Origin of the sequence: Bradyrhizobium sp. 2S1, from assembly GCF_011516625.5 — a bacterium.
In the GTDB taxonomy this organism is placed as follows: Bacteria; Pseudomonadota; Alphaproteobacteria; order Rhizobiales; family Xanthobacteraceae; genus Bradyrhizobium; species Bradyrhizobium septentrionale.
Genome location: NZ_CP147717.1, coordinates 252,635 through 275,104, shown reverse-complemented (window position 1 = coordinate 275,104; position 22,470 = coordinate 252,635). Strand labels below are relative to the sequence as shown.

The 22,470-nt window shown below is 59.7% G+C and carries 12 protein-coding genes and 10 pseudogenes; 17 read left to right on the top strand and 5 right to left on the bottom strand.

Annotated elements, in window-relative coordinates:
- Window positions 1-34 precede the first annotated feature (34 nt).
- Window positions 35-286 (bottom strand): hypothetical protein, encoded by a 252-nt coding sequence (locus tag HAP54_RS01280; RefSeq protein WP_166298555.1) that lies wholly within the window; start codon window positions 284-286, stop codon window positions 35-37.
- Between the two features lie 226 nt (window positions 287-512).
- Here HAP54_RS01280 and HAP54_RS01275 point away from each other — a divergent pair, with 226 nt between their 5' ends.
- The 3 genes from HAP54_RS01275 to HAP54_RS01265 all read left to right on the top strand — a co-directional run bounded on the left by HAP54_RS01275 (window position 513) and on the right by HAP54_RS01265 (window position 3,706).
- Window positions 513-1,139, top strand: a complete 627-nt coding sequence (locus HAP54_RS01275; RefSeq protein ID WP_166298554.1) for a ParA family protein — start codon at window positions 513-515, stop codon at window positions 1,137-1,139.
- A gap of 3 nt (window positions 1,140-1,142) precedes the next feature.
- The gene (locus tag HAP54_RS01270) at window positions 1,143-2,174 is read left to right on the top strand and encodes a hypothetical protein (RefSeq protein ID WP_175619348.1); all 1,032 of its coding nucleotides are present in this window, start codon (window positions 1,143-1,145) and stop codon (window positions 2,172-2,174) included.
- Window positions 2,175-2,641: 467 nt separating this feature from the next.
- Window positions 2,642-3,706, top strand: a complete 1,065-nt coding sequence (locus tag HAP54_RS01265) for an IS630 family transposase (RefSeq protein ID WP_166204319.1) — start codon at window positions 2,642-2,644, stop codon at window positions 3,704-3,706.
- Window positions 3,707-3,715: 9 nt separating this feature from the next.
- On the opposite strand, the gene HAP54_RS01260 is transcribed toward HAP54_RS01265, so the two are convergent.
- Window positions 3,716-4,240: a tyrosine-type recombinase/integrase gene (locus tag HAP54_RS01260; RefSeq protein ID WP_210297573.1), complete on the bottom strand. Its 525-nt coding sequence runs from the start codon at window positions 4,238-4,240 to the stop codon at window positions 3,716-3,718.
- A gap of 253 nt (window positions 4,241-4,493) precedes the next feature.
- Here HAP54_RS01260 and HAP54_RS01255 point away from each other — a divergent pair, with 253 nt between their 5' ends.
- From HAP54_RS01255 to HAP54_RS01235, 6 genes and pseudogenes are all read left to right on the top strand, one after another.
- Window positions 4,494-4,940, top strand: a complete 447-nt coding sequence (locus HAP54_RS01255) for a hypothetical protein (RefSeq protein WP_166298552.1) — start codon at window positions 4,494-4,496, stop codon at window positions 4,938-4,940.
- A gap of 18 nt (window positions 4,941-4,958) precedes the next feature.
- Window positions 4,959-5,057 (top strand): annotated as a pseudogene (locus tag HAP54_RS52370) (FRG domain-containing protein); the annotation flags it as partial.
- 168 nt (window positions 5,058-5,225) lie between these two features.
- Window positions 5,226-5,459: a hypothetical protein gene (locus tag HAP54_RS01250; RefSeq protein WP_224742081.1), complete on the top strand. Its 234-nt coding sequence runs from the start codon at window positions 5,226-5,228 to the stop codon at window positions 5,457-5,459.
- A 7-nt stretch (window positions 5,460-5,466) separates the two neighbouring features.
- Window positions 5,467-5,874: pseudogene (locus HAP54_RS01245) on the top strand (IS630 family transposase); the annotation flags it as partial.
- Between the two features lie 7 nt (window positions 5,875-5,881).
- Window positions 5,882-6,067, top strand: a pseudogene (locus HAP54_RS01240) (IS630 family transposase); the annotation flags it as partial.
- A 182-nt stretch (window positions 6,068-6,249) separates the two neighbouring features.
- Window positions 6,250-6,576 (top strand): annotated as a pseudogene (locus HAP54_RS01235) (transposase); the annotation flags it as partial.
- A gap of 146 nt (window positions 6,577-6,722) precedes the next feature.
- Here HAP54_RS01235 and HAP54_RS01230 read toward each other — a convergent pair.
- A protein-coding gene (locus HAP54_RS01230; protein WP_166296389.1) for an IS3-like element ISRj2 family transposase occupies window positions 6,723-7,852 on the bottom strand; the annotation gives its coding sequence in 2 pieces (ribosomal slippage) (window positions 6,723-7,600 and window positions 7,600-7,852; 1,131 coding nt in all).
- Between the two features lie 88 nt (window positions 7,853-7,940).
- Window positions 7,941-8,407, bottom strand: a pseudogene (locus tag HAP54_RS01225) (IS630 transposase-related protein); the annotation flags it as partial.
- A gap of 626 nt (window positions 8,408-9,033) precedes the next feature.
- Here HAP54_RS01225 and ltrA point away from each other — a divergent pair.
- Window positions 9,034-10,235: pseudogene (ltrA, locus tag HAP54_RS01220) on the top strand (group II intron reverse transcriptase/maturase).
- A 453-nt stretch (window positions 10,236-10,688) separates the two neighbouring features.
- Window positions 10,689-12,140: a fibronectin type III domain-containing protein gene (locus tag HAP54_RS01215; protein WP_166298549.1), complete on the top strand. Its 1,452-nt coding sequence runs from the start codon at window positions 10,689-10,691 to the stop codon at window positions 12,138-12,140.
- Between the two features lie 573 nt (window positions 12,141-12,713).
- Here the strand turns inward: HAP54_RS01215 and HAP54_RS01210 are convergent.
- Window positions 12,714-17,153 carry a Ulp1 family isopeptidase gene (locus HAP54_RS01210; protein WP_224741419.1) on the bottom strand — a complete coding sequence of 1,480 codons (4,440 nt, stop codon included), beginning with the start codon at window positions 17,151-17,153 and terminating at the stop codon, window positions 12,714-12,716.
- A 379-nt stretch (window positions 17,154-17,532) separates the two neighbouring features.
- Between HAP54_RS01210 and istA the strand changes: the two genes are divergently transcribed.
- The 6 genes and pseudogenes from istA to HAP54_RS01180 form a co-directional block, all read left to right on the top strand.
- Window positions 17,533-19,074: an IS21 family transposase gene (istA, locus tag HAP54_RS01205; protein WP_166217180.1), complete on the top strand. Its 1,542-nt coding sequence runs from the start codon at window positions 17,533-17,535 to the stop codon at window positions 19,072-19,074.
- 16 nt (window positions 19,075-19,090) lie between these two features.
- A pseudogene (locus HAP54_RS01200) lies at window positions 19,091-19,504 on the top strand (ATP-binding protein); the annotation flags it as partial.
- Window positions 19,505-19,557: 53 nt separating this feature from the next.
- A pseudogene (locus HAP54_RS01195) lies at window positions 19,558-20,746 on the top strand (IS3 family transposase).
- A gap of 27 nt (window positions 20,747-20,773) precedes the next feature.
- Window positions 20,774-21,133 (top strand): annotated as a pseudogene (locus HAP54_RS01190) (ATP-binding protein); the annotation flags it as partial.
- A 12-nt stretch (window positions 21,134-21,145) separates the two neighbouring features.
- Window positions 21,146-22,078 carry a CBASS cGAMP synthase gene (locus HAP54_RS01185; protein WP_312022843.1) on the top strand — a complete coding sequence of 311 codons (933 nt, stop codon included), beginning with the start codon at window positions 21,146-21,148 and terminating at the stop codon, window positions 22,076-22,078.
- Window positions 22,071-22,460: pseudogene (locus HAP54_RS01180) on the top strand (E2/UBC family protein); the annotation flags it as partial. The gene HAP54_RS01185 and the pseudogene HAP54_RS01180, both read left to right, overlap by 8 nt.
- Window positions 22,461-22,470 lie beyond the last annotated feature (10 nt).

The following is a 22,470-nucleotide window of genomic DNA, read 5'->3' as shown; positions in this document are numbered from 1 at the left end:
TCCGGCTTCATGAAACACCTAATCTCGGTGTCCATCAAACCGGCAGCAGCTCAGTCCGGCCGCGCGTTGCAAGAAGACTTGGTCGAGCTGGCGATGAGCGGTCTTGCATCAATGTATCCGGCCTCTGATCGGAGCGTGTGGTGCTCCGGGCCATCATGGATATCAGCGCGCGTACGTTCTCGTTAGCGTGCGCCGCTTTGGCGGCAAATACATGGGCGATCGCGTGCTCGTTTATTTCGGCTATCCGCAGGCGCAACAGGATGACGCCGAGCGAGCCTTGCGCCATCTTTAAACGCTCGGGCTTGGCCGTGGCATGTCCGCGAGTGGCCCAATGTATGGACCGGCGTTGGCGGACGTATAGCGCGGTATATCGTTAGTGGCTGGGCTTTGATTTGGTTGTGAGTTCCACGCTCGCTCTTGATGCGATTCACGATGGGGAGTGGTAGGTTTTTGGCAAGCTCAAGTTTTTCGACGATTCGTTTCATGTCGTTGTCATCCGGGACGCGCAGGAGATGTATGTCCTTGCTCTGGTCACCCAAAAAGGCGGAAGCGGCAAGAGCACGCTGGCGGTCGGAATCGCAGTCGAAGCGATGGGGAACGGGGAGCGCGTCGCAATTGTCGAGGCGGATCCACAGGGCACGATTTCAAAATGGAAAGAGCGGCGCGGCCATCCCTATCCGCGGGTCGTTCGGATCGCGGATCCCGCCGAAATAGAAGGCGCGCTCGTCCCCCTTAAAGCTGAGGGGATCTGGCTTACGGTCATCGATACCGCCGCCACGAACAATGGACTGGCTATGCGCGCCATCGCGAGGGCGGATTTTTGCCTGATCCCGGTGCGTCCGAGTCCGGCGGACATCGAAGCTGCGATACCGACGCTGATTGCTATTCGTAGGCTCAACCGCCGATTTGCTTTCGTCCTCAATCAGACGCCACCGCGGGGCTGCCGCTTGAGTGAAGCTGCAACGTCGCTCAATTCGCTCGGGGTGCTTGCGCTTCCCTATGTCGGACAGCGCAATGACCACCAGGACGCGCTTGGGGCAGGATTAGGCGTGACCGAGTTTGCACAAGAGGGAAGAGCCTCGGAGGAAGTTCGTGAGCTGTGGCGCTGGGTCTTGAAAAAGCTTGTCGAGGGTCGTTAGATCATGAGCCACACGCAAAAAAGGCGGCGTGCTAGCCATACGCGCTGTGCGCGACGCTCGCTGGTGGAGCTTACGGCGGCGGCGAGCCGAGCGGTTGACGATGGCCTGTTTGTGTTGTCCAGCGGGATTGCTGCTTCCAATCCGCGATCGGAGCACACAGGCGACAAGACGTCTGATCAAACAATCCTTGGAAGGCAAGCGACGGCCCCGAGTCCCGTTGCGGTGCTTGAATCTCGGAATGCGGCGGCGTCTCGAAAGGACGGACTCCTAGATTCCGACACTACCACCGAGATGATGGTGAAGATTGCCAAGGACTATCAAAATAGCGCTTTTGAAAACATCAAAACCAGCCTGAACGCTGCGTTGGACCATGCAAAGGACCTCGTAGAAACACGGGTCGGAGGCGAAGCGGCGTCGAATGACATCGGCGGTTTCAGTCTTGAAAGCAATTTTTTGACCGTTCTCAAAGAAGCCGCAACGGAGTTCCGCGCGGATGCGGTCGAATTGATTGTACAGAAGGAACCAACCGACAGCGCAGGGCAGCCACAACCGCGATACATGCGGCGGCTCACTGACGAGGCGGTCAGATTGCTGGACGATCTTCGGAGCGGCAAGCTGGAGAATCAGGCGAACTTCATCCTGAGCGAATGCTTCAGAGAAGCCGCCAGCGCGTTCTCTATGATCAATCAGCAGCTCAAGCGCGACGGCTATGCCGCGAGCATTGATCCATCAATCTTCAACTGGCTTGCCAATATCACCGAACCGGAGACGCGCGACACCGGGACCATGCGGCTTGAGATCGTACCCAACCACCGAGGTCGTCCGAGCACGTACGCGCGCCAGGTCGCTCAATTCATCTGGCACCTTGTCGAGGGGCAAGGCTGCCGACGACAGGCCGCATATCGGGGAGCGCTCACGAAGTTCAGCATAAGCGCGAGTTTCGCCGAGAAGGCCTATGCCTTTTGGGAGCCGATCTTCAAACGGGCGGGACCGCACGTGAAGATGCTGACCCGCATTTCAGATCCAGAAATGTAACGCTAAGCAGCGCGGGCATTTGGCGTCGGATTTGACTGAGGCCGAGACCCGGACAGAGGTGGAAGAGTTCGTTCACCTCGAGACTCTGGAACTGCACAGCAAGTTTGGCGGCTTAGTGTCGTAGCGTCGAACAGATTATTTGAAACCCGTCTCATGACCACGAAAACTTATTGCAACAAAGCCTATCGTGCGCAGCGTCAACGTCTTCACGAGGCGGTCCGACGTGTCGAAATCCGCGTGAATTTAAGGTCGGCCGATGCGCTTAGTTCCCGTTGTTTCTTGGCCGCGTTCATTTACTATCGGCGGATAGCGAGGTCGGCTTCTGTCGCATACGCCGCGCTTCCAGACCTTGAGGCGACCACAAGATCGTTCCGATGTCTGCCTGTGGCCGAGCGTTACTAAGAGCCACTGGTGCGCTTGCCTAGTACCTACTGTTCTTAAAGCGTGAGTCGTGATTCAAGGTCGGGATGATACCCGAAGCAAGAGAAGTCCACCTTTCGAGGAAAGATCGCAAGGTGCTTGAGGCGTGTTGCCGCTCCCCGGTGACGTTGCAGCGCGATTTGAAGCGGGCGCGGATAGTTCTGTTGGCGGCGGATGGACGCAGCACTCGGTCGATCGCCAAGGAAGTTGGGGTCCAGCCGCGGATTGTCAGCCTTTGGCGGCATCGCTATGCCGACCAAGGCCTTGAAGGGCTGCAAGACAAGCCGCGACCGGGCAAGCAGCCAATCTATACGAAGGCCACCGACAAGCGGATTCTGAAGCTGCTGGACAAGCCGCCGCCGGACGGGTTCGCACGCTGGACCGGGCCCCTGCTGGCCGGGGCGCTGGGCGATGTTGACGTCCAATATGTCTGGCGGTTCCTGCGCAGCCACAAGATTGACCTCGCGGCTCGTAAGTCCTGGTGTGAGAGCAACGACCCGAACTTTACGGCCAAAGCCGCCGATGTTGTCGGCCTCTATGTCGCCCCGCCCGCGAAGGCCATTGTGCTGTGCGTGGACGAGAAGCCCTCGATCCAGGCTTTGGAGCGAGCGCAGGGTTATCTGAAGTTGCCCAATGGCCGCGCCTTGACCGGCCAGAGCCACGATTACAAGCGGCATGGCACCACAACATTGTTTGCGGCGCTCGAAGTCGCCACCGGAAAGATCATCGCGGCGCATTCAAAACGCCGACGCCGCGTCGAGTTTCTCGACTTCATGAACAGCGTCACCGCGGCTTTTCCGAACCGGAAGCTTCACGTCATCCTCGACAACCTCAACACCCACAAGAAGAACGAGCATTGGCTCAAGGCCCACCCCAACGTGCAATTTCATTTCACGCCGACAAGTGCGTCTTGGCTCAATCAGGTCGAGGTATGGTTTTCGATCTTGCAGGGGCAGTCGCTCAGCGGCACCTCCTTCACAAGCCTCACGCAGCTTCAGGAGCACATCGATGCCTACGTCAACGCATACAACGACAGAGCCGAGCCCTTCGTCTGGACCAAGAAAAAGGTCCGTCAACGCCGTTTCAAAGGCCGCCGTATCACTCAGCTCTGATTCTGGGTACTAGCGCCGCCAAAAGTCCTTGAAGCGAGTAGGGGACAATTCGGTATAGCGCACGGTGTGTTGGATATTTTTGTGTCCGAGGTTGGCTTGTAGCGCGCGTGTGTCGTGGCCCTTGTTGGCGAGAGCGTAACCGCAAGCGTGTCGCAGCATGTGCGGATGGGCCTTAAAGCCCAACTTGGCTTCGATCCCAGCCCGTTCGACCATCCGAGCGAAGCCAGCTGTAGTAAACGGAGTGCCGCGCTCGGACGTGAATACGAATGGCGACTTCGGTTCTTGCTCGCGCCGAAGCCTGCGAAGGGCGCGTAGTTCGTCGCCGAGGATCGGGTGCGTGCTCGGCGTCCCCTGCTTTACCCGTCTCACGTGCAGCGAAGCGGAGGTGAATTCGATCTGATCCCAGCGTAGATCGGTCAATTCTGATGCCCGAAAGCCATGCCGGTAGGCCACGAGGATTATGGTTGCGTCACGATGGCCGTGGCGATTGGCCTTGGCAGCCTGCGTTAGGCGCTGCACTTCATCGTCAGTCAAATACTCGCGCGTTCGTAGCTCAGCGTTCTTTCGCCGAATCGGCGCTCGAACTGTTCGTTTTTCGATGGCTGACGACGTGATTCTAGACGCGGATTTTGGCATGTTTTTATGCTCGCTTGTGAGTGAACTGTTCGAAGAACGGCTGTTTTATGAACACTAGAAACGACGAATTCTGAGCGCGAAAGCTACTCGTTGCGGCAATACTTGAAGGTGAATGGAGTAGTTTTTCCTCAGACCAACTGTGAACATGTTGATGAAAAGGTATCGGCTTGGCTTGGCATTCCGCCAATGCGCTCAAAATGCTAAGATGAAGTGCGCGCCGAAAATGAGGGAATTTATGGATACGATTGGCGAACAGAAGCTCTGGTCATTCGCACCGCAATCTAACAAGGCGGCCGCAACCACCTGTGTCGAAGTCAGGGCGGCCGCAGGTCACAAGGTGATTTCATTTATGGATTTGGCGACCAAGATTGCCGAACTCCAATTTTTGAACCGAGAGCACGTGCTTCTCTTTCGAGGTCAGCGCTCTGACTATCGTAGTGAAGCGAAGCTTTCTTCGCTCAAGCCGGGAGTGTTTCGGTCTGGAGTCGACAAAAAGCCAAATACATTTGAAGTCCGAGACCGGTTTGCGAGGCTGGAAACGGCCGAGGCCACTTTGGCGGAGGAGTACACGAACCTTAAGCTGCTCGGCGTTGCGTAAATCAATCGACACCGTATTTTGCGGTGGGCGATTTTGCAGCACTATGAAATCTGTTTAACGCCACTTTTAGATTTTACTCACTCCCTCAGAATTGCCGCTTCGTTCGCCTCGCAAAACGCCAAAAACGAGGCATACGTTTTTGTTATCGGTGTGCCCAACTTGAGCGGGGCAGTAACCGCAAGCGCAGAGGCTGGCGTTCAGATAATTCGACTTTCAAGCGTATGCCCCCCTACGGCGGTACGAGCCCACATTCAGGAGTGCTATCTATTGGGCGAATATCCAGAGATGACCAGTTATAGGCAGCAAAAGCAGTACCACCACCACGAGATCGATTTTGGACGACGATTGGTAGCGAAGTTTGTGCTCGATCCTTCCACTTTTTGGAAAAACGATGAATTCCCTCTGCTGGCGCGTTCAGCGCTCTATCCCGATCCTGTGGACCCGTTCTATCAAACGGCGGAAAGAATCAAGCTGACGCTAGCGGGCACTAAGATCGGCCCGGGTGAGGCGTTGTTCTAGCCCGACCTACCTGTTCGGTGCGGTGTGCCCGGAGCTCGGAACCGGCGCGGGACTGGTTCTGCCCTTCTGCAACAGCGAGGCCATGCAGCTTCATCTCAACGAGATCGCAAGCAAGGTCAGCCCTGGCGCTCACGCCATCGTCATCCTCGATCAGGCCGGGTGGCACGGAGCCAAGGAGCTGAAGATCCCGCACAACATCTCGCTGATGCCGTTGCCGCCGCGTTCGCCCGAGCTCAACAGTCAGGAGAATATCTGGCAGTTCATGCGCCAGAATTGGCTGTCAAACCGCGTTTTCAAATCCTATGACGACATCGTCGATCACTGCTGTTACGCCTGGAACACTCTCATCGATCAGCCGTGGAAGATCATGTCAATTGCGCTCCGCGATTGGGCCTACATCGGTCCATCAATTTGAGGATTGGTATTACTCGCCTGACCTCAATCCGATCGAACAGACCTGCGCCAAGATCAAGCACTGGATGCGCGCCGCCCAAAAACGCACCATCGACGAGATCAGCCGCCACCTCGGCGAACTCATCCAAACCATCCAGCCAGATGAATGCAAAAATTACTTCGCCAACGCCGGATACGCTTCAATAAAAACGTGAAACGCTCTAATGAGTCGCCCGTTAAGAAGCTTCCAGGCGACTGATCTGGAATCGTAATTTGGCTGGAATGACGTTCTGAGATTGCAAGGTTTTGGTGTTTTGTGCATCGGAAGCTTGCAATTTCGTTTTCGAGAATCCCTCGACGGGCGAAGCATGAGTCCCTGTCCGCATCGGAGGGCACGATGCGGCCGAAGAAGCACAAAACGACGGGAGCGAACGATTTTTTCCGGGCGCGGCTCGACCAGATCATCAATCTGAAGCACGAGCTGGTCCGGCTCACCGGCAAGATCGATTGGGACTGGATCGACGGCGAGATCGCGCCGCTCTACAGCGAGAACGGCCGGCCGGGGATTGAGACCCGCTTCGTGATCGGGCTGTTGTTGCTCAAGCACATTTACGGGCTGTCCGATGAGGGGGGATGCGAACGCTGGGTCCACGACCCGTATTTCCAGTACTTCACTGGCGAAGAGTTCTTCCAGCACGCATTCCCGCACGAGCGCTCGGACCTGAGAGCTGGCGCCGGTTGTTTGGACAGCGCCCCGCGGGATTTAAGTGGATTCCTGCCGGGTTATGCTGAACGCGGGGCCTTACGATTTTGTCGTTGCGTCGGGAGGGCGTAGCCCGACCAGAGCGACGACAAAATCGTCGGCGACGGTCATGCGGCCATCACCATAGCTTGCGTGCCGAAGTAAGCCTCGTCGGGCGTGCGCCCGTCAAGGCTCGAGTGAGGGCGTCCCTGATTGTAGAAGGCCAGATACTTGGCAATTGACGCTCGCGCCTCGGACACGCTGTCGTAGGCGCGGAGATAAACTTCTTCGTATTTGACCGTGCGCCAGAGCCGCTCGACAAACACGTTGTCGCGCCAGGCGCCCTTGCCGTCCATGCTGATGGCGATCTTCGCGTCCAGCAGCACATCGGTGAACTCGAGGCTGGTGAACTGGCTGCCCTGGTCCGTGTTGAAAATCTCGGGCCTGCCGTGCTTCGCCAACGCCTCCTGGACCGCTTCGACGCAGAAGGCCGCCTCCATTGTGATCGAGACGCGATGGGCCAGGACCCGTCGGCTGAACACATCGACGACCGCCGCGAGATAGACGAAGCCACGCCGCATCGGAATGTAGGTGATGTCCATTGCCCACGCCTGGTCGGGCCGCTCGATCTTCAATCCGCGCAACAGGTACGGGTAGATCTTGTGACCCGGTGCCGGCTTACTCGTGTTCGGGCGACGATAGACCGCCTCGATCCCCATGCGCTTCATCAGCGTCGCGATGTGGCGGCGACCGGCGTATACGCCCTCCCGCCGCAGCAACGATCGCTGCATACGCGCTCCCGCGAAGGGATAATCGAGATGCAGCTCATCGAGCCGACGCATCAAGGCAAGGTCCTCGGCCGAAACTGGCCGAGGTTCATAGTAGACCGTGCTGCGAGCCAGCTTCAGGACCTTCGCCTGGCGCACGATAGAAAGATCATGACCGCGGTCGATCATCGCTTTGCGCTCAGCAGGCCCGCCTTGGTGAGCGCGCCGGACAAAAAATCGTTTTCCAACGCCAGCTCGCCGATCTTGGCATGTAACGCCTTCAAATCGACCGGCGTCTCGGCCGACGCCTTGTCATGCCCAAACACGCCGGCGGCGCCTTCCAGGAGCTGGTTTTTCCAGATCGTGATCTGGTTCGGATGAACATCAAACAGTTGCGCCAGCTCCGCCAGCGTCTTCTCGCCTTTGACCGCAGCCAAAGCAACCTTCGCCTTGAATGCCGGAGAATGCATCCGGCGGCTCTTCTTCGTCATCTTCGCTCCTGATTCGCGGCAAGAATCCTCGCCGCTGTCAGGCAGAAAATCCACTCAAGCTACTGTCCGAATTTGCGGAGCCAGCTCTGTTGGCGCTGGTTTCGTCGATGAAGACGAGACGCTCAGGGTCAAGATCGATTTGCCCTTCGAACCACTCCTCACGCGCGGCATTTATATCGCCGCGCCGTTGCTCGGCGGCGTGCGCTGTCTTTTTTTAAGTGTGATCTTTCTGCGCTGGAAAAAACGCCAGAGCGACGCGATGCCAGTCGATATTCCACGACGTTTCAACAGTTCTCGCAACTCGGCGAGCGTGATATCCGGCTTCGCTGTCACTGCCTCCAGAATCAATTGCGAATGCGCTTCGATGCGCTGCGATTTGCGGTCACCGCCCTGGCGTTTAGGAACGATGTCGCCAACTTCCTTGAGGCGACCGCGCCAGCGGATCGCACTGGCCGCGCTGACACCAAAGCGCTCAGCAGCCTGTCGACAGGACATGCCACCGTCAATCGCGGCTATCACCCTTTGACGAAGATCAACCGAAAGCGCCCTGGCCATACATGCTGGCCTCCCTCGCCAGCATGCAGCTTGAATCTGACTCGCGCCGTTTTGGGAATCCCCACCCGATTCATTCCGGTCGGAAAATGCTCTAGCTTCGGTTCCAAGGATCTCCGTCAGAGCCTCGACCCAGTCGCCAAGCTTAGGCGTCGGCTGAACGCCCCGCGCGTATTTGAACTCGGTCTTGTGGCCCCGAATGACCTTGCGCACCGTCGCGCGCGATACCAAAAGCGTGCGCACTATCTCCTTGATGGAGCGGTCCTGCTCGAAATAGGCGCGCCGTATCTCGCCGATCTTGTCCACGCCAATCATCCCCATCAGCCCTTCCCGGCCGACTGAGGCCAAAGGGAAGGACGCTGACACACAACGTCAAAGGGGGGTCTTTATTGGACGCGAAAACCGCCCCTCAGGGGGGCATTATTGCAAGCGAATTTACAAACTGGGCTCACCGGGACCCGCTGGAGGGAAGGGAGCCGTCACGCGTTAAGACCCATTGACGAGAAACACGGGAGGGAACCCTGAGTCCCGCAAACCTGTCCACGAAACGACAATGGATAGCCGATCTGGCGAGGCAACATCCCGAGCGGGTGCTGACCGCGCTGCATCACCTGATCGACCGTGAATGGATGCTCGAGGCTTATCGTCTGACGCGCAAGCATGGCGCGCCCGGCGTCGACGGCATGATGGCGACGGACTATGAGGCGAACTTGGAGGTCAATCTTGATGATCTCCTGGCGCGCATCAAATCCGGCCGTTACATCGCGCCGCCGGTGCGACGGCACTACATCCCCAAGGCGGATGGCACGGAACGGCCGCTGGGCATCCCGACACTGGAAGACAAGGTGGCGCAGCGGGCGATTCGCCTGCTGCTGGAGCCGATCTACGAGACGGACTTCTTGCCGTGCTCGTACGGGTTCCGATCGGGACGATCGGCCCATGACGCCCTGCACGCTCTACGTACCGGTTCATGGAATAAGGGCTGCGCTGGGTGGTGGACGTCGATATCTCGAAATACTTCGACACCATCGACCACGCACACTTGCGCCGATTCCTCGACCAGCGAGTCACGGACGGTGTCGTCCGGAGGATGATTGATAAATGGCTGAAGGCGGGGGTGCTCGAAAAGGGCATCCTGCGCCGCACGACTGGTGGAACGCCCCAAGGCGGCGTGATCTCGCCACTGCTTGCAAACATCTACCTGCATTATGTGCTGGACGAATGGTTCGAGCAGGTGGCGCGACCGCGGCTCAAGGGGCGGTGCCAACTGGTTCGATACGCTGATGATGCGGTGATTGCCTTTGAGGACCACCTGTCCGGCAAGCGATTGCTGAACGTATTGGCCAAGCGGCTTGATCGGTATGGGCTTCAACTCCATCCGACCAAGACTCGCTTCGTAGACTTCCGGTTCAAACGCCCAGGCGGGCGTCATCCTGTGACGGCGGGGACCACGTTCAACTTCCTTGGCTTCACCCACGTGTGGGGTATGTCGAGGCGAGGCAAGAATGTCGTCCGTCAGATAACGGCAAAAGACCGTTACGCACGCGCGCTGGCTTCTGTGATGGAATGGTGTCGGCAAAACCTGCACTGTTCGTTCAGGGAGCAGCACGCCCATCTGTCACGGGTAATCCGGGGGCACTGCGCCTACTACGTCATCTCCGGAAACGGCCGACGCATCAGGTGGTACCACCACCAAGTCACGCGGATATGGAGGAAATGGCTCGCACGGCGTGGCCGCCACAGCAATCTGCCGTGGACGCGCTTCCGGGCCATGCTCGCGCGATACCCACTGCCAACAGCCAAGATCGTCCACCAATATGCCGTCTCGTGAGCGAAGCTTGCGCGTGAAGAACCGGATGCGGGTAATCCGCTCGTCCGGGTCTGTGAGGGGCGGGGATGGCAACACCCCCGCCTACTCGGCAGGCCGCTTCAAGGATCGGAGCCGGCTTCCTTTGGGCTTTGTAGAGCTGGTTATATCCATCGAAGGCATCGGCCTGGGTGTTGCCTGAACACCTTCACGTCGTGTAAATATTGCCCGAAGGTGATGCCGATTTTGCACTGCGCTGGCGGTTGATCAAGTCCACCTTTTCGCGTCGTCTGGCGCGAAACGAGGCTCGTCGACCGGGTACGCGACTGGGCGCCGTCCTCGTTTCATCGTCACGTGGAGAGCTCGGCAACTATCCAGCGGATTGGGCGGACTCCCCTCATTTTTGGTGGGTCGCTTGTCCAGTTCAATTGCCCTACGTTTGTCCAATCACTGGTCCTGTTGATTGGCGAGGCTTCCATGCACGTGACCAACTTGCGGCACCACGTTGTCGGCCTGATCTGTGCTATGGCCGTTGGAATATCGCCGCTCGCTGCCCAGCCTTCGGCATTGCGCAGTTATAATGCGGCGATCGGCGAGAGCTCGGTCTCCGGCATTTCATCCGGCGCCTTCATGGCAATCCAGTTCGGCACAGCCTGGTCTTCGATCATCAAGGGAGTCGGTGTGGTCGCTGGCGGCCCCTATTGGTGCGCGGAGGCGAACTTCTGGGATGTCATCACCGGGTATTGGGGGCCGATCTGGCGGGCTACGCGTCAATGCATGAAAGGGCCTGCGTCGGACCTGAACATCAAGCACTTCACGAATCAAGCTGATGCAAAGGCGTCAGCCGGCGAGATCGATCCACTTAGCAATCTTGCCAGGCAGAAAATCTACCTCTTCCACGGCTACAACGACGCGGTCGTCTATAAAGCCGCGCCCGATGCGGCTGCCGAGTTCTACCGCCACTATTTGGGCGATGGCAAGCGCGGCAATCTCTTCTATCAGACCGTGCTTGGCGCGGGCCATTCTTTCGTGGTGACGAAACAGAACGACGCGGGACTGAACGACTGCAGCGCCAACAAGGAACCGTATATCAACCAATGCGGCTACGATCAGGCCGGAATCATTCTGCAGCACATCTATGGCCGCCTGAACCCACTCAATCGCGGGCAACTCGCGGGCGCACTCAAGAGCTTCGATCAGTCACTCTATACTAGGCCGCATACAACCGACGAGCTGAGCCTGGGCGATAAAGGCTATGCTTTTGTACCTCAGGACTGCGAGCAGGGCGCTCCATGCCGCGTTCACGTGGCGCTGCATGGATGCAAGCAGGATGTCGATCAAATCGGGCCCAAGTTTGTCGACTATGCCGGCTACAATGCGTGGGCGGATACGAACAGTTTTATCATTCTCTATCCTCAAACCAAGCCCCACTCATTTCGGCCGACCAATCCGGATGCCTGCTGGGACTGGTGGAGCTACGTCAATCACACCGATGACTATGTCACCAAGTCCGGACCGCAAATCAAGGCGATCAAGGCCATGCTAGACGCGCTCACCGGGGGGAACGCGACGCCCAACGCGACGCTCGTCAGTGAAAACGATCAATCGGTGTCAGCACCTCAAGGGCTCTCGGCGAACGATGCGTCGGATAGCAGCGTTAATCTTGTCTGGTTTCCGGTATCGGGAGCAACGACTTACAAGGTCCAGCGTGCAGGCGCCGATCGTGCGTTTCAGACGGTTGGCGAGGTAGCAGGCGCGAGCTTCGGTGACTCCGGCCTGACGCCGCAAACAGCCTTCCGCTGGCGCGTATCTGCCATGCTCAATGGAACGGAGGGCCCCGCCTCCGAGGAAGTGATCGCTACTACGCGATCGAGGCCTCCCCCTTGCAACGATCCTGGGTCCTGCCCGGTAGGCCCGATAGGCAGGTAGGCGAAGGAGCAATGGATCTTTGCTCCAGCTTCATTCATCTGCCGAGCGCGAGGATCATGGATGAGGCGAACATCCTCTCGGCTCAGGTGGCCGAGTAGTGCGTCTGATTCAGTCTCCCTCGCGACAGATTCCGGAACTGCCACGTCCTTGTCTGTGCCGAACGAGGTGGCCCCGGAAACAATTCGCTATCCAGCCAGATCATTTGTCAGTGCGCGTGCTCAGCTTGCCGCAACACGCAGCGCCGTCCACAGCCTCGGGCGGTCTGGGGCAGTTCGTAGACCTTCATCCCGGGTAACATTACTTCCTGAGGCAATACGCGGGGTCCTTATTCCATGCCGAAACACACTGAAGGTGATGGGGTTAGCTTCGCAACCGACTCCTACGCCGCATCAGCGCTTTACACCACGCTCGCCAGCCCTCAGGCGCACTCTTGCGAATTCGTAGAGGCGTTCGCCGGCACTTCCCCAGACTGCGCTCGCCGGATGGCTGCGCCGGCTGGTTCCGGTCCTTCGTGCCCAGGGCCCAGGCCGTCGGCGTGAGCCCTCCAGCCTGAGCTATCCGCCCACGGCGACATCAGCCCCTGAGTCGGTTCTGCAGTGCCTGCCGATTGGCAACTACGTTGCTGAGGTTCAGCAGGTCTGGTTCCCGTCCTTGCTCCAATTGCCTAACCAGCGCCCGCGTCCCGTCCACGACGAAGACACCGCAATCATACCCGTTCCGCTGCTGGGCCATGCCGGCTCGCTCCAGGCGGAGGTGCAGCCGACCTGCGAGATGGTCTGCATCCTTGTTGTTGAGTCCCCCGTAGGAATCGTAGTGATAGGCGACCGGCCGGCCCCGGTCGCGGCGATCAACGAACAGCAGCGACCAATGGTTGCCGAGGCTATTAGGATCTTCAGGATTGGCATTAATCACGGGCAGGAACAGGAAGTCGGCTGTATCATTACCATTATCATCACCGACGATGCGCTGGAATTCGGTTAGCACGACGCCATCGTCGTTAGAGCGCAGATAATTTAGGACGATGAGGGGATTCACGAACCGCGTCCGGGCGGCGAGATCCGGATGGTTCCTCCGCAAATCCAGCTCCTGGAGCCGGTAATCCCTGTCGATATGCTCGTCGCCCAGCCATTCCGTGTCCTCGAGCACCAGCCCGTGGCCGTGGGACGAGGCTGTCGGATCTAAAGCCCTGATCTGAGCATCAGCGGAGGTGCTCGGAAACGGCCGTACAGAATTAGCATCGTCGCGTGATTCGGACGGCGTGGCCGCAGTCAGATCAACCAATGGAAAACCACGGTAGGTGTCTGAGCGAGCCCCGGCAGCGGGCGCCGGCGCAAAGTGAGCATCGTCGCGCAACTCGGACGGCGTGGCCGCATCCAGATCAACAAAAGACTCAAGACCGCCGTAGGTGTCTGACGGAGCCCTGCTGGTTGATGGTGAGGCCGGCTCTTGCATCTGCCGCCGCGCCAGCTCCTCGCGCAACCACGCCAAAGCTTCATCATCCGAGAAGGCTGGCGCCGGAGAAAGCCCCTGCGGCGAGCCGGGCTGTCGAACGCCCTGGTGATGACCCGGTACTGGCCCGGCAAACGGCGGCGGAAAGTCAGGCGCCGGGCTCCAAGCATTGTCACGCAACTCGAACGGTGCGGGCGGATTCGGATGAACCGCTGCCTCAAGACCGCCTTCGATGTCTGAAGGAGCCCTGGCAGAGTGCGCTGACGCTGCTTCCAGGGTCGGCCACATACTCCAATCAAAGTCGAGCGGCATCTGCGGCGACCAGGTCGAGGTGGACCTGGCAGGTTCCTGCTGTCCAGCTTGGACTATCTCCTGCGCCTGCTCAGGGGGAACCCCGGACCACGGTGGGCCGTCTTCCACCATCAAACGCAGGTCCTGATCGTAACCTTCCGGGAGGACCAATGGCCGACTGACAGCTCCCTGCGGCGCGCTGTGCTGCGCAGCGGCGCCTCCGACGTACGTCGCGACCGCATGCGGCGCCGTGGCATCTTCGTGCCCGCTCGCCTGCATCATCGGCTGCGCCTGCCATGGCGATGCACCCAGTTGATGGGTGGGGGCCGACGTCAGCAGGCGACCGCCTGAATTGGCGATCTCGCTCAGCTGCCGCTCGCCGGCAAGGCCGTGCAGATTGTCTAGGGGCCTCGGCCTCTTCGCTGGCCTCAACTCAGCTGTGTCATGCTCATCGTTGATGAGGACCTCCTCGCTTGGCAGGAGGTTGCTCCTGGCAAGTGCACCCATCGACTCGTCCGGGAACTGCTGGCGGTCGTAGCCCCAGTTCAAGGGACGAATGGACTCTCCGGGATCCGATGACTGGTCATGGCGCGCGGCTGGCTCGAGAGATGACGACGGGCCGGGTTCGTCCATCAGCCCCAAAAGCAAATCCTGATCGTGGCCTACCGCAGGAAGCAGCTCCTCTGGCCAACTGAAAGCTCGCTGCGACGCGCTGTGCTGCGCAGCGGCGCCGCCGACGGGCATCGGCTCCATCAGTGCCGCGTCTTCGGGATCAGGAACTGGGGAAATATAGCGCTCGAACTCCATCGCTTTAGCGCCGGCCTGCGATTTTCGGAGATGAGCCAGTGCGGCACCGATATTCGGATCCCCACCGGCGTCCTTCCTATAGCGCTTAACATCTTCATCCAACGTGTTGCCGGAAAGCCGAGCAGCAATGCCCTTCTTGTTGTTTTCACGCAGGTAGTGACCGAAACTGCGAAGAGAAACTGCATACACCCTGCCGGTCACTGTCGCTGCTTCGTTTTTGTACTCTTTGATGAGAGCCACGTCCTGGGGGTGAGGATTTAGCTCAGCGCGGCCTGTGATCGGCACGACTCCGCCCGTCGACTGGAAGGTCCGGAGATGGTCAATTGCCGGACGGAGTCCCCTGTTATGACCTTTTTCGATGGCCTCGCGCGCATCATCGATTAGCGACTGGTCGTCGAGCCGAGCAGCAATCGGATCTTTGTTATTTGCGAAGAGCCAGCGGCCGAAGCTGCGAAGAGAATGTACATAGTTCTGGGCGGTGCGCTTGGCGCTGTTGCCCTTGATGAGGGCCTTCTCAAGCCCCGAAATAAGGCGAGCATCCTCGGAATAAAGAGGCTGCTTGCTCCGCCCTTTCAAAACCCCAGCTGACTGAGCCGGCTGCAGCGCCGAGGCGGCCGGCATTGCTCCACCACCTCCATTTGAATTGGCGATCTCGCTCAGCTGCCGCTCGCTGGCAAGGCCGTGCGGATTGTCTAGGTTTCTCGGCCTCTTGGCTGGCCTCAACTCAGCTGTGTCATGCTCATCGTTGACGAGGACCTCCTCGCTTGGCAGGAGGTTGCTCCTGTCAAGTGCACCCATCAGCTCGTGCGCGGCCTGTTGGAGGTCGTGGTGTCCGCTCAGGTCAGGAAAGGACTCTGCGTGATCCGGCGCATGGTCGTCGCGTACGCTTGGCTCGAGAGCCGACAAGGGGCCGGATTGATGATCCCGCGGTCCCTGCGTCTCCTCCAGAAGCTCTTGTTCCGGTGGCAGAAGCGCTGGATCGTCAGCCATGATCGGCGGCTCGTCGGCCTCATCATCCAATAGCTGCCGAAGCTCTTCGGGATCGACGTCTACCATCGGCGACTGGGTAGCCTCACCTGCGCCCTGCTGAGAGCCGCCTGCGCCCGAAGCCCCCTCCCCCGAGGGGCTTGAAGCCTTCGCCTGACGATACTCACGAAGCGCTTTCAGCCCACCGTCCAAGGCCATTTTGCCCCCGTCTTTGCGAAACAATCTGTCCGCGTAGACACGTAGGGCTACGTGATTGAGTGCAGAAAGCGAATCGCCGTAAAGCCCTAACTCTCGGGAGAATTTGCGAAGCGCCCAATCATAACTCTTGACGGTAGTCGAACTCAACTTGTTGCTCTCAAAGGCGTGGCTTATGGCGCCCTTAATGAGCCCTTCGTCACCATCGGCAGGAGGAAGCGGTGGGCGCTCGCCAACAGATGAAGCGCCCGGAGCGTTGGGGGCACGATGTTCTCTAAGCGCCCCCACCGCGGTCCGCATAAGTTTATCACCCTTGAAGATTTCTTTAGCATGGGCGAGCAAGAAAGCGTCATTACTCCCAACAAGCGATAGACCGCGCTCCCCGAGATCATTCGCCAACCTGTTAAGATTGCGCGTATACCCGTTAGCCACCACGTCTTTCAGCTTCCGACTTGCAATAACGCCCTGAGCCACCTCGCTGATAAGCTCCCGGTCGCACCCAGACACATGGGGATAGACGGTGGATGCTTTTTGGCGCTTGCGCACGGGAGCTGCATGGGGGACGCGCCCCGTCGACCGCCAGGTCCGGAGATGGTCTAGTGCCAAAATGAGATCCCTGTTTCCGTTGTATTGGAACAGATCACCGCCATCGGTCAGCGAATTGTTGTCTAGCCGAGCAACAATGCCCGTCTTGTTATTTACACAGAGCCAGCGGCCAAAGCTAAGAAGAGGACCTACAATCCTCTGGACGAAGGATTCGGCGAGCTTGCCCCCGATGAGGGCCTCCCTAAACCCCAAAACAACGAGAGCATCCTTGGAATAAAGAGGCTGTTTCCTTTTTGTGCCCGCTATTGAAACCAGAGTTAACTGAGCCGGCTGCGGGGCCGAGGCGGCAGGGATTGCTCCACCACCTCCAACTGAATTGGCGACCTCGCTCAGCTGCCGCTCAATGGCAACGCCTTGCGGATTGTCTGGGGTCCTCGGCCTGTTCGTTGGTCTCAACTCAGCTGTGTCATGTCCATCTTTGATGAGAACCTTCTCGCTTGGCAGAAGGTTGCTCCCGGCGAGTGCACCTATCGGTTCCTCCGGGGACTGCTGGCCGTCGCTAGACACATTGGGAGGGGTCCCGCGGTCCGGCATCGCGGTATCGGCCTCGCGCGCCTCGTGCAATTGCTGCTCAAAGGCCTCTTGCCCGGCTTGGCCCGCCTGCTGCTCCTGCAACAGGTCGTGCTGCACCTGCGACGAAGCTGTTACGTTGGTTGGGTCATAATTGTGTCGGTCCACGTTAGCCTCGCATCTACAGAATCATCTAATCAGGTTTCTGACTTGGTTAGGCTGTCAAAAAGCTGACGAGCCAGGAGCCTGGGTAACCCGAAAACCTTTCGGGTCATCTGGCCAAACGTTCCTGCCTCCCCGAGATCTCGTTCGATCACCTTTTTCACGTCTTCGGCATGAGCACCGCCATCGACCAGGCGCTGCTTACGAAGCTGTGCATGTTTCGCGGGATCGTGAGCACGGATTTCAGGGGATCGTGAGCAGAGATTTCAGACGATCGTGAGCACGGATTTCGCGGGATCGTGAGCAGCTTTTCAGCGGCTCAGCCCGCTTCGGCCGACAACTCAACCGGCTTAGGAACTGCCTCGTCAGTGAACGAGGAAGGCCGATGCCCACCCAGAGATTGTCGATGCGCCGGATCAAAGAGGTTCTCCGCTTAAAACATGTTCAAGGCTTGCCGGAGCGAGCCATCGCGCGCACCCTGGGCATCAGCAACGGAGCCGTGCACAGCTATCTGCGCCGAGCCGGGGCTGCCGGACTGAACTGGCCGTTGCCGGTCGGAATGACCGACGAAGACCTGGAGCTGCTGCTTTTCCCTGCGCCGAGGCCTGCGTCACAGAGCCCACAGCGGCCCGTTCCCGACTGGGGCTATGTCGACAAGGAGCTGCGCCGGCGCAACGTGACCCGCCGGCTGCTGTGGGACGAGTATCGCGCCAGCCATCCCGATGGATTCGGCTACACATGGTTCTGCACGACCTACGAGGCCTGGAAGGGGCGAGCCCGGCCTTCGATGCGGCAGACCCATCTGGGCGGCGAGAAGGTTTTCGTGGATTTCGCCGGCGACACCATCGACGTCATCGCCCCCTCAAGTGGGGAAGTGCAGTCGATGAAGCTGTTCGTCGCAGCGATGGGCGCCTCCAACTATACCTACGCCGAGGCCTGCCCAAGCGAGGGGCTCGCCGACTGGATCCGGGTCCACATCAACCTTTTCGCCTTCCTCGGCGGCGCGCCGACATTCGTGGTCTGCGACAATCTCAAGGCCGCCGTCACCAATCCCGACCGCCACGATCCTGGCCTCAACCGAACCTATGCCGAGATGGCGAGCCATTACGGCACGGCCATTCTCGCAGCCCGGCCGCGGCGCCCAAAAGATAAGGCAAAGGTCGAAGTTGCGGTGCAAGTCGCCCAGAGATGGATTTTGGCGCGGCTGCGCAACCAACGCTTCTTTTCGTTGGCGGAGCTGAACGCAGCCATCAAAATACTCGTCGTCGAACTCAATGCCCGGCAGATGCGCGACTTTGGCGCCAGCCGCGCCGAACTGTTCTCCGAACTCGACAAGCCCAAGCTCACAAAGCTGCCGGATCAGGCTTACGCTTTCGCGCGCTGGAAGCGATGCCGGGTCGGCCCCGACTATCATATCGAGATCGATGGACACTGGTATTCCACGCCATATCGGCTCATCCGTGAGCTTGTCGATGCCCGCATCGACGACAGGACGGTCGAGATCTTCCACAACGGCCGCAGGATCGCCAGCCACGCCCGCGCGCCCAACCGGCGGGGCCACACCACCACCGCCGACCACATGCCCAGCGCCCATCGGCGCTACGGCCAATGGACGCCCGCCGGAGTGATCGCCGCCGGCGAGCGGATCGGTCCGTCGACCGCCGCCTTCTTCCAGGCCGTGATCGCGGCCCGGCCGCATCCCGAGCAAGGCTTTCGCACCTGCCTCGGCATTCTGTCGCTGGCCAAAAGCTACAGCGCCGAGCGCGTCGACGCGGCCTGCCGGCGCGGCATTCTGATCAAGGCGCGATCCGTCGCCTCGATCCGCTCCATCCTCCAGAACGGCCTGGATCGCACCTTTCTCGACGAGCCCTCCGAACCCCAACCCCTGCGCCACGGCAACATCCGCGGCCGGGATTATTTCCACTGAAGCCAAGGAGACCTGTATGCTCACCCATCCCACCCACGAACGCCTGATCGAGCTCGGCTTGAGCGGCATGGCCAAGGCCTTCGAGGAGCAGCGACGATCACCTGATCTCGAAGCCTTGCCGTTCGAAGATCGCATCGGCCTGCTGGTCGACCGGGAAGCCGCGGAACGCGACACCAGGCGGCTCACTACGCGCCTCAAGCTGGCCGCGCTCCGCCAGAATGCTTGCTTGGAGGACGTCGATTTGCGCACGCCGCGGGGTATCGACCGGGCCGTCTTCGCCAAGCTGGTCAGCGGCGACTGGATCGATCGCCACGAGAATTTGCTCATAACCGGAGCGACCGGATTGGGCAAAAGTTGGTTAGCCTGTGCCCTCGGCCACAAGGCCTGCCGCGACAATCGCTCGGTTCTCTATCATCGCGTCCTGAACCTCCTCCGAATTGATGGACACCTGTAGTAGGCTCGAAGAGCCAGGAGAGGTGTTGGATGGAAGGACGTCAGCGTAGGTCGTTTACGGACGACTATAAGCGGCAAGCGGTCGATCTGGTCGCTTCGAGTGGCCGCTCGATCGGATCGGTGGCCAAGGAACTTGGCCTGCGCGATTCAGTTTTGCGGCGCTGGGTGGAACTACGTGGAACTGGGCGAGAGCCGACGGCTGCGGCGCGGCGCCCCACAACGCAAGCGACGCTGCCGTCGGCGGACCACGCGGCGGAGATCGCTCGTCTGCAGCGAGAGAACGAGCGGCTGCGCATGGAGCGCGACATTTTAAAAAAGTCGATCGCGATCTTTGCTGGGGGGCCGAAATGAGATTCCGCTTCATCGAAGATCGCCGCGCCGACTATCCTGTGACGATCCTGTGACGATCCTGTGCGACGTGCTCGGTGTCTCGCCGGCCGGCTATTATGCTTGGCGCTCCCGGCCGGAGAGCCAGCGATCGGTCGCCAACCGTGAGCTTGTCGACGACATCAAGCGCGTCCATCGCGAGACAAACGGACGCTACGGCAGCCCGCGTATCCATGTCGAATTGAAGGCCCAGGGCCGCGGGGCGAGCCGTGGCCGCATCGAGCGGCTGATGCGCCATCACGGTATCAGGGCCATCATGGCACGGCCTCGCCGGGTGCGGACGACCGATAGCCGTCACGACCTCCCGATCGCGGCGAACCTGCTCGAGCGCAACTTCACCGCCACTGCGCCGAACCGGATCTGGCTCGCCGATATCACCTACATCGAGACCGATCAGGGTTGGCTCTATCTGGCCACCGTCATGGATTTGTACAGCCGCAGGATCGTCGGCTGGGCGATGGCGGATCATTTGCGTGCCGAGCTGCCGCTGGCAGCCTTGCGGATGGCCGTCTCAGCGCAGCGGCCTGGCGCCGGTCTGATCCATCATTCCGATCGCGGCGTCCAATACGCATCGGCGGAATACCGCAAGGTCGTGCAATCTGCCGGCTTGAGGGCATCGATGAGCCGCAAGGCCGACTGCTATGACAATGCTCCAATGGAGAGCTTCTTTCACACGCTCAAAATCGAGCTCGTCTACCACACTCACTATGCAACACGCGCAGAGGCCACACGTGATATCTTTGCTTACATTGAAGGCTTCTACAATCGAACTCGTCGTCACTCCGCCATCGGCTATGTCAGTCCGATCGAGATGGAGCTAAAAGCAGCTTAACCTTGTCCATTTTTTCGGGGGAAGATCATCCCAAGATTGTTCGAAGCGTTGGCACTCGCGCGGGGGGATGGACGTTATGCCCGCTTGCTCAAAACCCTTGGCCGCGCCCAGCTTCTGATTTTGGACGATTGGGGATTGTCAGTGCTCACCGCTGCCGAACGGCGCGATCTACTGGAAGTCCTTGAGGACCGCCATGGCCGCGCCTCCACCATCGTAACCAGCCAACTCCCTGTGGACACATGGCACGAAGTTATCGGAGACCCAACCTACGCCGACGCTGTCCTCGATCGCCTCGTCCATAACGCTCACCGCCTCCAGCTTGCCGGCGAAAGCATGCGAAAACGCAACGCCAGAACCATCACCCTTGACGAGCAGCCAGAACGCTGACTCTACAGGACGATCAACGACCCGGCATGGACGCCTCCGCAGCAGATGGACCTAGACGACGGCACCTACCTGCCGATGACCTTCGTTCAGGGTGCTAAGCCCTCGGTGGCCGCCGCTGCCTTCTTCGCGATCGTCGACCGCGCGCTGCAGGTGCTGGCGAAGGAGGAGGGTTGGATCTTTGTGAGGAAGCCGACCTGCGCGCGCCTAATCATATCCGAATATGCGCACATCGACGTTCCCCTCTATGCGATTCCTGACAAGGAATTCAGGCTGTTGGAAAAGGCCGCGCAATCCAGGACCCTTGACGGCGCGTTCGACGCCAGGGCCGACAGCATCGACCGCTGGGATGCGCTGCCTTCCGATTGCGTGCTGCTGGCACACCGCGAGGAAGACTGGGTGGCTTCAGATCCGCGCCAGATCAACGACTGGTTCGTCGACGCAGTCGATCTGTATGGAGAAAGGCTCCGCCGCATCTGCCGCTACCTGAAGGCATGGCGCGACCACAACCGGCCCCATCTCGATCGCGTTTCGTCGATCCTGTTGATGGTCTGTGCGTGGCGGGTGTTCGACGATTTCGGCCGGCCGAACGTTCCCGAGCGGGACGATGCCGCACTCCTCCTCGTTGCCCGCCGCCTGCCCATCCTGTTGGCCGGCCCGGTCGAGAACCCGACTGATTCCGAAGAGAAGGTCGATGCCCGCCTCGAAGATGCCGACAGGCGCATGGCCATCGTGATGGCCGAAGGACTCGCGAAGGAGCTGGGCGAGATCGACGAGAAATGCTTCGACCCGCAGGAGGCCGTGACGCGTCTGAAGGACCTGTTCGGCGACCGCATTCCCGATCGTCCCGATCTCATCGACGTGACGAAGGCTGCCTACGCTGAAGTCCGGTCGCACGATCGCCGAATCTCGGCTGCACCCGTCGTCGGCAAGTCGACGAGTGCCTGACAGGCGCACGAAATCGATCCGACGCGTTCACGATGCGCTACTGCAGCGCCACTTCGTGCGCGACCATACGAGATCGGGGTTGCACTACCGCGGCGTGCTCGATGAAACGGGACTGAAAGTCCCCGTTGTGGTCTCGGTGACCGATCTTGATTTCGTGGCGCCGCCGAGCATTAGGCTGGTCGATCCTGGCGTCGGATCCGCCGGCCAGGTGCCCCACGTCCTAAGATCCGATGGCACGTTCTGTTATCTCGACGGAAAGGCGATCGTACTCGACAGATACAAGCCCGCTGAGACCATGATCCAGTGCCTCGAATGGGCCGACAAGGTCCTGAGAGATGCCGTCCGGGGACGGCTTGACGAGGACCTGGTCGGTGAGTTCGGCGCATATTGGG

Coding starts and splice junctions, on each gene's coding strand:
- HAP54_RS01255 (WP_166298552.1), top strand. CDS start 4,494: ATGAAAAGGTATCGGCTTGGCTTGGCATTCCGCCAATGCGCTCAAAAT.
- HAP54_RS01250 (WP_224742081.1), top strand. CDS start 5,226: ATGACCAGTTATAGGCAGCAAAAGCAGTACCACCACCACGAGATCGAT.
- HAP54_RS01265 (WP_166204319.1), top strand. CDS start 2,642: ATGATACCCGAAGCAAGAGAAGTCCACCTTTCGAGGAAAGATCGCAAG.
- HAP54_RS01215 (WP_166298549.1), top strand. CDS start 10,689: ATGCACGTGACCAACTTGCGGCACCACGTTGTCGGCCTGATCTGTGCT.
- HAP54_RS01275 (WP_166298554.1), top strand. CDS start 513: ATGTATGTCCTTGCTCTGGTCACCCAAAAAGGCGGAAGCGGCAAGAGC.
- HAP54_RS01270 (WP_175619348.1), top strand. CDS start 1,143: ATGAGCCACACGCAAAAAAGGCGGCGTGCTAGCCATACGCGCTGTGCG.
- HAP54_RS01280 (WP_166298555.1), bottom strand. CDS start 286: ATGGCGCAAGGCTCGCTCGGCGTCATCCTGTTGCGCCTGCGGATAGCC.
- istA (WP_166217180.1), top strand. CDS start 17,533: ATGCCCACCCAGAGATTGTCGATGCGCCGGATCAAAGAGGTTCTCCGC.